Here is a 12,474-nt window from a genome sequence, read left to right on the forward strand (position 1 = left end):
CGCTGGTTCGCGACCCCGAAGGCATGGCAGGCTCTGTTCATCGCGAGCCTGATGTCGAGGAGAGTGAATCCGTGCGGTCAGACGCCAACCTCGCGGGGCCGATGGCCGACCCGGTCCCCGGCCCCCGTACCGAAGCGGCGGGCGAGGATGTTTCACGTGAAACACCGCCTCCGCCCCTGGTGGACAACGACACCCCGATCGGCCGTGCCGCCCAATTGGCCGTAGAGGCGTTGGGCCGTGCGGGCGAAGGTCTGCCCCGGCCGGAGCAGACCCGGGTCATGGTGGTCGCCAACCAGAAGGGCGGCGTGGGCAAGACCACGACGACCGTGAACCTGGCGGCCTCGCTGGCGCTGCACGGCGCCCGGGTGCTGGTGATCGACCTCGATCCGCAGGGCAACGCGTCCACGGCCCTGGGAATCGACCACCACGCCGAGGTGCCGTCCATCTACGAGGTTCTCGTGGAGAGCCGGCCGCTGCTGGAGGTCGTCCAGCCCGTTCCGGACGTGGAGGGCCTGTTCTGTGCGCCGGCCACGATCGACCTGGCGGGCGCGGAGATCGAGCTGGTGTCGCTGGTGGCCCGCGAGAGCCGGCTTCAGCGGGCCATCCAGGCCTATGAGCAGCCGCTGGACTACATCCTCATCGACTGTCCGCCCTCGCTGGGGCTGCTGACCGTCAATGCTCTGGTGGCGGGCGCGGAGGTGCTGATCCCGATCCAGTGCGAGTACTACGCGCTGGAGGGTCTGGGTCAGCTGCTGCGCAATGTCGACCTGGTGCGGGCGCATCTGAACCCCACCCTGCACGTGTCGACGATCCTGCTGACCATGTACGACGGACGGACGCGCCTGGCCTCGCAGGTGGCCGACGAGGTTCGCAGCCACTTCGGGAACGAGGTGCTCCGGACGAGCATCCCCAGGTCGGTGCGCATTTCGGAGGCGCCGAGCTACGGTCAGACGGTTCTGACCTACGATCCGGGGTCCAGTGGTTCCCTCTCCTATCTGGAGGCGGCGCGGGAGATTGCGCTGCGGGGCACGAACAACATGCAGAGAACGGCGGAGGGGATCCAGTGAGTGAGCGACGTAGGGGTCTGGGGCGGGGGCTCGGTGCGCTGATCCCCGCGGCGCCGCAGGAGAAGGCCGTGTCGGCGGTGGGGGAGGGTTCGACCTCCCCGGCGGCGGTGCCGGTACTGACGGCGGAGCGCGGCGGCGCGGCGGCGAAGCTGGCTTCGCTGGCGCAGGCCGATGTTTCACGTGAAACGGAGTTGCCGCCCGTTGCGGAGCCGGCACCCTCGAACATGGTGGCGGGGGCGACGTTCGCGGAGCTTCCGATGGACGCGATCACGCCCAACCCGCGGCAGCCGCGGGACGTGTTCGACGAGGACGCGCTGGCGGAACTGGTCACCTCCATCCAGGAGGTGGGGCTGCTCCAGCCGGTGGTGGTGCGGCAGTCGGGCCAGGACCGCTATGAGCTCATCATGGGTGAGCGGCGCTGGCGGGCGTGCCGGGAAGCCGGTCTGGAGCGGATTCCGGCGATCATCCGGGCTACGGACGACGAGAAGCTGCTGCTGGACGCCCTCCTGGAGAACCTGCACCGGGCCCAGCTGAACCCGCTGGAAGAGGCCGCGGCCTATGACCAGCTGCTGCGGGACTTCAACTGCACGCATGACCAGCTGGCGGACCGCATCGGGCGTTCACGTCCGCAGGTGTCGAACACGCTGCGGCTGCTGAAGCTGTCGGCCCCGGTGCAGCGGCGGGTGGCTGCCGGTGTGCTGTCGGCGGGGCATGCACGGGCGCTGCTCTCGGTGGCGGACACCGAGGAGCAGGACCGGCTTGCGCACCGGATCGTGGCCGAGGGGCTCTCGGTCCGGGCGGTCGAGGAGATCGTGACCCTGATGGCGTCGGAGCCGTCGGCCATGGTGAAGCCGAAGGGTCCCCGGGCGGGTGCCCGGGTCTCGCCGGCGCTGAGCGAGCTGGCCTCGCGGCTGTCGGACCGCTTCGAGACGCGGGTGAAGGTCGATCTGGGCCAGAAGAAGGGGAAGATCACCGTCGAATTCGCTTCGATGGAGGATCTGGAGCGGATTCTGGGGACGCTGGCACCGGGTGAAGGCCGGGTGTTGGAACAGGGCCTCGCAGGGGAGTAGTTCCCCGTCGGAAGGGCGGGCCGTGCCGGTGGCTGACCGGTGCGGCCCGCCCTTTGCCCTTATACGATGTGTTCATGGGTCGTCGGCTGGTACCGCTCACGCTGGACAACCTGCAGGACCTGCCCAGCCGTTGTCGGTCCTGTGTGTTCTGGGAACTGGATCCCGTCAGCGGCGAGGCGGCGGTGAAGGCGGGTACTCCGGAGCTCGAGAAGGAGGCCTGGATCTCCGCTGTGCTCCTGGAGTGGGGATCCTGTGGCCGCGTGGTCTACGTGGACGAGGTCCCGGTGGGGTTCGTTCTGTTCGCACCGCCGGCCTATGTGCCGCGGTCCACGGCCTTCCCGACCAGTCCGGTGTCCCCCGATGCGGTACAGCTGATCACGGGGTGGATCATGCCGGGGTACCAGGGGCAGGGGCTGGGCCGGGTGATGGTGCAGACGGTTGCGAAGGACCTGCTGCGGCGGGGGTTCCGGGCCATCGAGGCCTTCGGGGACGCGCGCTGGGAGCGGCCGGGATGTCTGCTGCCGGCGGACCACCTGCTGGCGGTGGGCTTCAAGACGGTGCGCCCGCATCCTGCTCATCCGAGGCTGCGGCTGGAGCTGCGGTCCACGCTGTCGTGGAAGGAAGACGTGGAGCTGGCGCTGGACCGGCTGCTGGGTGCGGCTCGGAAGGAACCGGCGCTGCGTCCGCTGTGAACGCCGTTGGCCGTGCCGGTACGCGGACGGGGCCGCCCCCTTGGTGAAAGGGGGCGGCCCCGTCCGTCGTGGAGCCGTGGTGCGAGCGGTCAGCTCTTGGCCGTGATGAAGCTGTCGAGGTCGCGCAGGATGGCAGCCTTGGGCTTGGCGCCGACGATGGTCTTGGCGACCTCGCCGTTCTGGTAGACGTTCAGCGTCGGGATGGACATCACGCCGTACTTGGCGGCCGTGGCCGGGTTCTCGTCGATGTTGAGCTTGACGATCTCGATCTGGTCGCCGTACTCGGCAGCGATGGCCTCCAGCGACGGGGCGATCTGGCGGCAGGGGCCGCACCAGGCCGCCCAGAAGTCGACGAGGACGGGCTTGTCGCTGCTCAGAACCTCGGTGTCGAAGTCTGCGTCGGTGACGTTCTTCAGGGTGCCGGCCACAGCGGCCTCCTTCTTCCTGCGGGGTGTGGGGTGTGAGGGTGGAACGGGGGGTGGATCAGACGGCTGCGGCGGCCTGCTCGGCGTCCGTCAGCGCAGCCAGGAACCGCTCGGCGTCGAGGGCGGCGGAGCAGCCGGTACCCGCGGCGGTGATGGCCTGGCGGTAGGTGTGGTCGACGACGTCACCGGCGCCGAACACACCCGGGAGGTTGGTGCGGGTCGAGGGGGCGTCGACCTTGAGGTAGCCCTCCTCGTCGAGGTCCAGCTGGCCCTTGAAGAGCTCGGTGCGCGGGTCGTGGCCGACGGCGATGAACAGGCCGGTGACGGCCAGCTCGGAGGTCTCGCTGGTCTTGGTGTTGCGCAGGGTCAGGCCGGCGAGCTTGCTGTCGCCGTGGATCTCCGCGACCTCGCTGTCCCAGGCGAACTTGATCTTCGGGTCGGCGAACGCACGGTCCTGCATGGCCTTGGAGGCACGCAGGCTGTCACGGCGGTGGACGATGGTGACGGACTTGGCGAAGCGCGAGAGGAAGGTGGCCTCCTCCATCGCGGTGTCGCCGCCGCCGACGACGGCGATGTCCTGGTCCTTGAAGAAGAACCCGTCGCAGGTCGCGCACCAGGAGACGCCGCGGCCGGAGAGGGCGTCCTCGTTCGGCAGGCCGAGCTTGCGGTGCTGGGAGCCGGTGGTGACGATGACGGCCTTGGCGCGGTGGACCGTGCCGGCGGTGTCGGTGACGGTCTTGATCTCGCCGGCGAGGTCCACGGAGATGACGTCGTCCGGGACCAGCTCGGCGCCGAAACGCTCGGCCTGGGAGCGCATGTTGTCCATGAGGTCCGGGCCCATGATGCCGTCACGGAAGCCGGGGAAGTTCTCCACCTCGGTGGTGTTCATCAGCGCGCCACCGGCGGTGACGGCGCCCTCGAAGACCAGGGGCTTGAGCGATGCGCGTGCGGTGTACAGGGCGGCGGTGTAACCGGCCGGCCCGGAGCCGATGATGATCACGTTACGGACGTCGCTCACGGGTACTTTCCTCGTCTCTACGGACTGCCTGCTGCCTACCGGGGGGCCGGTGCGAACTCTCACCCCACCCAACGGATCCTACGGCGCGTGCATTCCCGGGTTGTCCCCGTGACCGCCCGAACGCGTCAGCGGCGCGGATAGCTGGTCGTGAGCAGGGTCTTTCCGGGTGCTGCTCCCGGGGTGCTTTCGCAGGCGGTGTCGACGAGGTACGCGTCGACCCGGGCGGGGTCGCCGGGGTGCGGGAGGACGAGCAGGTACACGTTCGTGCCCTGGAAGGTGCCCCGTTCGGCGGCGAGCGGCGCCTCCGTGCGGCCGGTGCCCGCCTGGACGCACGGGGGTACCGCGTCGGCGCTGCGGCCCTCGGGGGCGACGAGTCCGGGCTGGGGGCTGGTGGCGTCCATGTAGGTGCTCTTGTCCCCGGGCTCGGCCGCCCCGCCGGCGAGGAGCTGCTGGACGCGGCCTTGGAGTCCCTCGGCCGTATAGGAGCCGGCTGCCCGTTCCGACTGGTCGGAGGCGGCGCTGGGTGCCTGCTTGGTGGCCGCGTCGTGGCCGGCCTCGCCGGAGGGGAAACCGCCGGAGAGGTAGATGCCGAGAACGCAGGCGGCCGCCCCTGCCAGGGCGCCGAGCGCGGCCATACGGCGGCGGGCCCGGCTCCGGCCGGGGCCGGTGGCGGCACGGGAGTGCCCGGCGGGGCCCGTGGGGGCGGCGGGCGATGTTTCACGTGAAACAGGGAGCCGGACGTCCGGCCGGGTTTCGGGCTGCTTCCGGGCGGCCGGGGGCGCGGTCCGGTCGAGGAGGGCTTCGGCGGCGAGGGCCGCGTCGATCCGGCCGGCGACGTCCACGGGCATCCGGGCCGGTCCGGGCAGGGTGCCGAGCAGGCTGCGGATCTCCTCCAGCGAGGTGCGTACGTCGGCGCACAGGTCGCAGTCGGTGAGGTGACGGCGGACTTCCGCCGAGCGGGACGGGGAGAGCAGGCCTTCTGTGAGGTCGGAGATCTCCGAAACGTCCGGGTGCCGGATCGTTCCGGGCGCGCCGGTTGTGGGGCTCACGTTCGTCCACCTCCGCCCTTCACAGCATTCGGGTCCCTGGGTTCTGCTGCTGGTGGGACGGGAGTCCCCTGCGACCGGTTCCTTCCCCGCTCGATGGCGGGGTTATCCCCGGGATCCGTGCGCAGATGAGTGAGCATCGGAACGAGTTTTGCCCGGCCACGGGCGCAGCGGCTCTTGACGGTGCCGGTGGGCACGTCGAGGATCCGGGCGGCTTCGGCGACGGGGTAGCCCTGCATGTCGACCAGGACGAGGGCGGCCCGCTGATCGGCGGGCAGGGTGGCCAGGGCGGCCAGGAGCTGCCGGTGGAGGTCCTGGCGCTCCGCGGGTGCCTCGGCGGACTCGTGGGGCTCCAGAAGCCGTTCCAGGCGCTCGGTGTCGTCCAAGGGAGCGGTCCGGCGGGTGGCGGCCTTGCGGGCCCGGTCCAGGCAGGCGTTCACGGTGATGCGGTGCAGCCAGGTCGTGACGGCCGAATCACCGCGGAAGGTGTGGGCGGCCCGGTAGGCGGAGACGAGGGCGTCCTGGACGGCATCGGCGGCTTCCTCGCGGTCGCCGAGGGTGCGCAGGGCGACAGCCCAGAGCCGGTCCCGGTGACGGCGGACGAGCTCACCGAAGGCATCGGGGTCTCCGGCGACATGGCGCGCCAGGAGTTCCTGGTCGCTGTCGCCGCCGGGTGTGGCGTCGTCCAACGGTGAGCCCCTCCCCTGCTGTCGGTCAGCCCGAGAACTTCACGTCGGTGATGCCCTGCTTGTATCCGGCCTGGCTGAACTCGGTTCTGGCGGCCTTCGGCACGGCCGTCATCCAGAGCACCACGTAGCGGGTCTTGCGCGGTTGCTCGGCCGTCAGGCTCATGGTGCCGTCCGAGGTGGTGCCGGTGACGATCTTGTCCATCGAGCTGACCGGCTTCGAGCTGGACATCGACTTCGCCGCATAGAGCGTGATGGTGGTGTGGTCGCCGGTGAACTTGAGCCCTATCGAGGCGGCCTTGACCTCCTGCTCGGAGCCGAGGTCGTAGACGATGCCGACGCCGCCCTTGTAGTCCCGCAGGTCGGGGCCGTCGTTGAAGCTCTTGGTCCGCCAGTGCGAGGACTCGTCCTTGTCATAGCTGGCGCGGACCCCGTCGAGGTTCTGCGGGTTGCCGTCCGGGAAATACTCCTCGGCGTCCTCGATGGTGAGCGGGACGGGGTCCTTCTTCGGCGGGGCCTCGTCGTCCTTGGGCGGGGGCTGGTTCTGCGTGCTGTTGCCGCCCTGGATGTGGTCCAGCAGGGCGTCGGCGAGCTGCCAGCTGCCCAGGCCCAGGGCGGCGATGAGCAGCGCGGCGACGCCCCACTTGAGCGCCTTGCCGGTAGGGCTCTGCAGCGGGGGCGGCGGGGGAGCCACCGGGACGGCCGTGGTGACGGCCCCGGGCCGGGGCGTTCCGTAGCTGCCCTGTTGGTAGGTGGTGTGCTGGTACTCGGGCGGGGCGGTGAAGGCGGGCTCCGGGGGCCGGATGCGGGGCATCGCGGTGACCGCCTTGGACAGCTCCTCGGGGGTGGTGAAGGCCGGCTCCTGCCGGGAGGCGGTGGCCCCGTCGTTGGCGAGGGCCCGCATGGCGATCTCACCCAGGCCGCGGTGCACACCGGCCCGGACCTGGTCCGGGGGGATCAGGCCGACGCCCTTGGGCAGGCCGGTGAGGCCGTAGGCATCGGTCTCGTAGGGCCAGCGCTGGGTGAGTGCGGCGTACAGGAGTGCGCCGATCGCCTCGGTGTCGGTGCGCTGCGGGCTGTCGCTGGTGATGCCGCGCAGGGCGGCGTTCACGGCGAGGCCGCGGATGCGGTACTGGCCGGTGGAGGTCCGCAGTATCGCGCCGGGAGTGAGGCGCAGATGGGACAGGCCCTCGCGGTGCGCGGCGGTCATGGCCTGGGCGACCTGGCTGACGAGCTGGTACGCCTCGTGGGGCTCCATCGGGCCGGTGGCGAGGAAAGCGGTCAGCTCGGTGGCGTCCGGCAGCCATTCGTGGACGACGTAGACGAGGTCGTTCTCCTCGACGGCGTCGAGGACCTGGACGAACCGGGGGTCGCCGAGCAGGGCCGAGGAGCGGGCGGCGGCCAGGACCGAGCGGGCCCGCGGGTGGTCGGCGGGCAGCAGGTGCACGCCCACCGCGCGGCGCAGCTTCTCGTCCATCGCACGCCAGCTGCTGAATCCGTCCAGACGGGTGACGCACTCCTCGAGCCGGTAGCGTCTGGCGAGTTTGTGGCCGCTGTGGAGTTCGGGCGCGGCGGTGGGTGCCGCTGCTTTCCGTTCGCCGTCCGATTCGGGCATGGGCTGGTCCGGGGCTTGTCGGGCGTCCTGCGGTTCCACCCCGTCGGCCGTGGCTTTGGCCGCCTGAGCGGCCAGCGGCTCGTCGCCGCTGTTGTCGGCCACGTCGACGGCAGCCGTGCTACGTTCCGCCACCGTCGTTCCTGCCTCCCCATCCGTTGCACGCTGTCGGCCAGTCTGCGAAGCCACGCCAATTGTGCCCACAGTCCGACGCTATGCACGACACACGATGGGGGCCGATGGTTGTGCGCATCAGCGCCCCAGACGTCCGCGCACCATCCCGACCATGGCGTTGAGCTCTTCGATCCGCATGCGCTTGGCGGCGGTGAGGAATACGGCCGCAAGGGCGATGCCGCCGGCGACGAGCGCGGCGAGGGATCCGGTGACACCGTTGCCGAGGAACCGGGTGACGCCCCAGGCGGCGGCACCGGCGGCGATGGCGGCGGGGATGCAGGCTCCGGTCAGGCGGGCGTAGGTGCGCATGACGTGGGCGCCGTCGAGGTCGCCGCCCAGCCGGGTCTTCAGACGGCGCCAGGCCACCCCGACGCCCACGGTGTAGCCGAGGCCGTAGGCGGCCGCCATGCCGACGACCGCCCAGCGGGCGGGCAGGACGAAGAAGGCGGCGGCGGAGACGGCGGCGTTGACGCCGGCCACGATGACGGTGTTGTAGAAGGGCGTCCGGGTGTCCTCGTAGGCGTAGAAGCCGCGCAGGACGACGTACTGGACGGAGTACGGGATGAGGCCCAGGCCGAAGGCCATCAGGACGTAGCCGATGTTCTGGGCGCCCGCGCCGGAGCCGGCGTACAGCAGGGTGGCCATGGGCACGCCGAGTGCGAGGAACGCGAAGGCGCAGGGGACGATCGCGACGGCCGAGGTGCGCAGGCCGTACGAGATGTCGTCGCGGACGGCCGCGGCGTCCCCGTCGTGGGCGGAGCGGGAGATGCGGGGCAGGACGGCCGTCATGACGGAGACGGTGATGATGGCCTGCGGCATCTGCCACAGCAGCAGCGCGTAGTTGTAGGCGGTGATACCGGTGCCGGGGTGGCCCTGCTTCTCGGCGACGGAACCGGCCCAGGTGGCGAGCTGGGTGACGACGACGAGCCCGACCTGGTTGGCGAGGACGAAGAAGAACGTCCACTTCGCCAGGCGGGCGGCCTTGCCGAGGCCGTGGCCCTTCCAGTCGAAGCGCAGCTTCGGGCGGAAGCCGGCGTCCCGCAGGTAGGGCAGCATCGCCAGGGCCTGCACGGTGAGGCCCAGCAGGGTGCCCAGGCCCAGCAGGCGCACGCCGTCGGCGGTGACGGTGGAGGCGTTGACGCCCGAGGTGGTGAACCCGCCGAAGGCCCAGATGAAGGCGCCGAACGTGGTGATGACGACGATGTTGTTGAGGACGGGGGTCCACATCATCGCGCCGAACCGGCCGCGGGCGTTGAGGATCTGGCCGAGGACCACGTGGATGCCCATGAAGAACATGGTCGGCAGGCAGTAGCGGGCGAAGGCGACGGCCACCTCCATCTGCTTCGGGTCGGAGGCGATCTTCGGCGACATCATGGTGATGAACAGCGGCGCGGCCAGCACACAGACCGTGGTGACGCCGGCCAGCAGGACGACCACCAGGGTGAGGAGCCGGTTGGCGTAGGCCTCTCCCCCGTCGCTGTCGTTCTTCATGGCCCGCACCAGCTGCGGGATGAACACGGCGTTGAGGGCACCGCCGCCGACCAGCACGTAGATCATCGTCGGCAGGGTGTTGGCGACCTGGTAGGTGTCGTTGAAGGTGCCGACACCGATCGCGGCGGCGATCACCAGGGTGCGCAGGAAGCCGGTGATGCGGGAGACGATCGTGCCGGCGGCCATCAGGGCGCTGGACTTCAGCAGGCTCGCGGCCCGGCCTGCGGGCTTCGCGGGGGCCGGAGCGGCGACCGGGGCTTCCTCGGCAGGGGTCCGGGGGGTGGCCTGCTGGTCGCGGTAGAGGTGGGCGAAGGCGTCCGGCTCGGGCTCCTCCTCGGCGGCCGTGGTGACCAGCGAGTCGACGCCGACGAACTGGGTGGTGGCGGCGTTGTCCCCGTACGACATGTGCCGGGACGGGCCGTCCGGCTCGGGCGGCGGGGTCTGCGCCCACACCCGCGGGTCGGGGGTGTACGGGGGCGCCGGCGGAGCCGCGTACAGCGGGCCCGGTTCCTGGTAGGTGCCGGGGGGCGGCGGGGGGTGTGCGGCCCGGTCGTAGAGGGCCTCGGTGACCGGGTCCTGCGCGGACAGGTCCTGTGCCCGGTACGGGTCGTAGTCGTAGGCGTCCTGGACATACGGGTCGCGGTCCGGCACGGAGGCAGGCGGGGTCGCCTGCCCGGGCACCGGGGTGCCCGGCGCAGTGCCCTGGGCGGGCGCGGGCCCGCCGGCGCCCTGCGCGCGGTCACCTTCGTACGGCGCGTTCATCGAAACCCCACCTCATCGTCCCCAGGCCGACCGGCCACGGCATCGCTCAACGGTCCACTGTCTCACTCGGGCCGGACGTGCCGTTGCTTTGCGGTCCGGTGTCCGCGCTCTCGTCACTCGGCTGCGTGCTCTCCTCGGCGGCGGCACGGGCCGCCACGCGCTTGCGGGCCGCGTACATCTTGATGCCCGCCAGGACGAGGAGCAGCACACCGCCGGCGATGACGAGCATCACGGTGGAGGTGATCTCGGTGGCCTCCACGGTGAACTTGCGTTCCTTGCCGTAGGGCACGCCCTCCTTGGTGAAGAGCTGCGCGGTGACCTCGACGGGGCCGCTCGCGGTGGCGTTGGCGGTGAACTTCACGGTCTGGCTGTGCCCGCCCTGGACGGCCACCTCCTGCTGGACCTCGCCGTCCTTCCCCTCGAACATCAGGCGCGTGGGGTTGGTGGACCTCAGCCGCAGGACGAGGCCCTGTACGTCCTGCACCAGGCCGTTCTGCACGGAGACCGGGATGGTGGCGCTGTGCCCGGAGAGCGTGGCGTCGGACTTGGGGATCAGCCGGACCTTGTCGGTGAGCCCGATGAGGTACTGCTGGACCTCGTCCCGGTACTGGCGGGCCTCCTGGGGGCGGCCGCGCCAGGACGTGGACATCTCCCGGTTGATGGTGTTCCCGAACGGGATGGTGACCCGGTCGGGAGCGCTCAGGATCACCTTGAAGTGGTCCAGGGTGTTCTGCGTGGTGCGGATCTTCTCGAACGCCGCCTGCGGGAGTTCCGTCTTGCGCAGGGCCTCCGGGTACTGGCCGGCGCCGGGAACCTGGGTGGTGGCACCGGGGTCCGGTGTGGCCTTGGCCGCCGCCTCCAGGTCCAGGGGCATGGTCCAGCGGCCGGCCTGCAGGCCGCGCAGCGCGGCGGCCATCGTCTGCGCCTGGCTGGCCGTGGGCATCCGCTGCGGGGCCACCACGAAGCTGCGCTGGACGTCGGTGGGCTGGAGGTTCAGGGCCAGGCTCTGGGCGAGGAACTCCTGCACCGCGAGCGTGGAGCTCCCGGCGGACAGCATGTCGCCCTGGAAGGCGGTGGACAGCCGGGCGTCGGCGACCACGGCGGTGGTGCCGGCTCCGATGGGGCGGGCGGCCGAGGGTGCGTAGCCGAGGCCGCCGGTCTCCTGGAGGCTGTCACTGCGGGTCAGCACGTTGTGGGCGCCGGCCGAGGTGGCCACGTTGACGATCGCCGGGTCGATGGCCCCTTCTAGGGGCCAGGAGAAATCGGTGGACGGGGTGATGTGCAGGACGGTCTCGACCGCCTGCGCCGCCTTGTCGGTGGCCGGCCGCAGCTGGCCCAGACTGCCCGAGACGTCCTTCCCGCGGTGGGCGAGGGAGGCGATGTCGGGGTCGGCGAAGGGCAGCGCGACCACCTTCTTGCCCTGCACGGCCGCCTCGAGGGAGTTCAGCCACTGCTCGGCGACGGCCTTGTTCTTGCCCTGGACGGGCTTCCCTCCCGGGGTGCGCACCCGGTAGCCCTTGGTCATCGCGTCGACCGTGTACAGCAGGTCGGGGTCGATGACCCAGGTGATGGGGAGCTCGCGGCCCAGGGAGACCATCTGTCCCAGGCGGCCCTCGGGAGCAAGTTCCTTGGCCAGGTCGTCGTCCAGGAACACCGGGGTCTGGGTCTCGTCGGCCAGGGTCTCGGCGGTCAGGTGCGTGGTGGAGATCAGCGGCCACAGGTAGGTGAGGTGGGAGCGCTTGGCGGCGGCCTCCGGCTGCCAGGGCAGGAAGGTCCGCCCGATGCCGAGGACCTGCTCGACGGGACGGCTCTCGGTCTCTCCGGATAGCGAGACGCCGAGCTGGTAGACCCCGTCCTTGTCCAGTTCCAGCTTGTTGACCGGAACCTTCAGGGTGAACTCCTGGCCGACCTTGGAGGGCAGCGAGGCGATCTTGACCGCATAGGCGCTGTCGATCTCACCGGGGTCGGCAGCGGGCCGGAAGCGGGTCCGCTCGGAGACCTCGTCGATGGCGTCCCGGCTGTTCGACGTCGGACCCACCCGCAGGCCCACATGGGCATCCGTGATCGTTTCGGTCCCCGTGTTCGTCACGGTGCCGGTGATCGTGAGGGTGTCGCCCTTCATCGGAGCGGCGGGAGCCAGCGACAGCAGCTGCACGTCCACGGTGCCGTTGCCGTTCTCGGCCGCCCCGGCCTCGGGCGCCGGAGCGTAGACCAGACCGGCCAGCACGGGTGTCCCCGCGAGCAGGACGACCGCGCGCCGCAGCCAGCGGCGCCGGGCAGGAGCGGGGGCCGGTCCGGTGAAGTCTCCCGTGTCTGCCGCATCGGCCACGCGCGCTCGCCCGTCCCTCGGTGTCAGTGGTCGTCGTCTGTGCGTCCACGCATGGTAACGAGGCCCGCTGTGCGTGAGTGCCGCGCACTGCTCCACATGATC

At 70.9% G+C, this 12,474-nt stretch carries 10 protein-coding genes; 3 read left to right on the forward strand and 7 right to left on the reverse strand.

The annotated features are described in order from the left end of the window. The first annotated feature begins 23 nt into the window (after window positions 1–23). The 3 genes from AB0447_RS10150 (at window position 24) to AB0447_RS10160 (ending at window position 2,829) form a co-directional block, all read left to right on the forward strand. Window positions 24–1,067, forward strand: a complete 1,044-nt coding sequence (locus AB0447_RS10150) for a ParA family protein (RefSeq protein ID WP_366476221.1) — start codon at window positions 24–26, stop codon at window positions 1,065–1,067. Continuing rightward, window positions 1,064–2,137, forward strand: coding sequence for a ParB/RepB/Spo0J family partition protein (locus AB0447_RS10155; RefSeq protein ID WP_366476107.1), 1,074 nt, complete (start codon window positions 1,064–1,066; stop codon window positions 2,135–2,137). Before AB0447_RS10150 ends, AB0447_RS10155 begins: the two co-directional genes overlap by 4 nt. Before the next feature lie 74 nt (window positions 2,138–2,211). Beyond that, the gene (locus AB0447_RS10160; RefSeq protein WP_366476108.1) at window positions 2,212–2,829 is read left to right on the forward strand and encodes a GNAT family N-acetyltransferase; all 618 of its coding nucleotides are present in this window, start codon (window positions 2,212–2,214) and stop codon (window positions 2,827–2,829) included. Window positions 2,830–2,918: 89 nt separating this feature from the next. On the opposite strand, the gene trxA is transcribed toward AB0447_RS10160, so the two are convergent. The 7 genes from trxA to AB0447_RS10195 form a co-directional block, all read right to left on the reverse strand. After that, window positions 2,919–3,257, reverse strand: coding sequence for a thioredoxin (gene trxA, locus AB0447_RS10165; protein ID WP_366476109.1), 339 nt, complete (start codon window positions 3,255–3,257; stop codon window positions 2,919–2,921). Between the two features lie 55 nt (window positions 3,258–3,312). After that, window positions 3,313–4,272 carry a thioredoxin-disulfide reductase gene (trxB, locus tag AB0447_RS10170; RefSeq protein ID WP_366476110.1) on the reverse strand — a complete coding sequence of 320 codons (960 nt, stop codon included), beginning with the start codon at window positions 4,270–4,272 and terminating at the stop codon, window positions 3,313–3,315. 125 nt (window positions 4,273–4,397) lie between these two features. Next, on the reverse strand, window positions 4,398–5,321 hold the full coding sequence (locus AB0447_RS10175; protein WP_366476111.1) for a hypothetical protein: 924 nt from the start codon (window positions 5,319–5,321) through the stop codon (window positions 4,398–4,400). Continuing rightward, window positions 5,318–6,007, reverse strand: coding sequence for an RNA polymerase sigma factor SigM (sigM, locus tag AB0447_RS10180; protein ID WP_366476112.1), 690 nt, complete (start codon window positions 6,005–6,007; stop codon window positions 5,318–5,320). Before sigM ends, AB0447_RS10175 begins: the two co-directional genes overlap by 4 nt. Window positions 6,008–6,032: 25 nt before the next feature. Continuing rightward, a complete protein-coding gene (locus AB0447_RS10185; RefSeq protein WP_366476113.1) occupies window positions 6,033–7,751 on the reverse strand; it encodes a protein kinase family protein in 1,719 nt (572 codons plus the stop codon). A 117-nt stretch (window positions 7,752–7,868) separates the two neighbouring features. Further along, window positions 7,869–10,043 (reverse strand): murein biosynthesis integral membrane protein MurJ, encoded by a 2,175-nt coding sequence (gene murJ, locus AB0447_RS10190; protein ID WP_366476114.1) that lies wholly within the window; start codon window positions 10,041–10,043, stop codon window positions 7,869–7,871. 46 nt (window positions 10,044–10,089) lie between these two features. Next, on the reverse strand, window positions 10,090–12,372 hold the full coding sequence (locus AB0447_RS10195) for a DUF6049 family protein (RefSeq protein WP_366476115.1): 2,283 nt from the start codon (window positions 12,370–12,372) through the stop codon (window positions 10,090–10,092). Between the last annotated feature and the right edge of the window lie 102 nt (window positions 12,373–12,474).

Origin of the sequence: Streptomyces sp. NPDC051211 (assembly GCF_040689505.1) — a bacterium.
Lineage (GTDB): Bacteria > Actinomycetota > Actinomycetes > Streptomycetales > Streptomycetaceae > Streptomyces.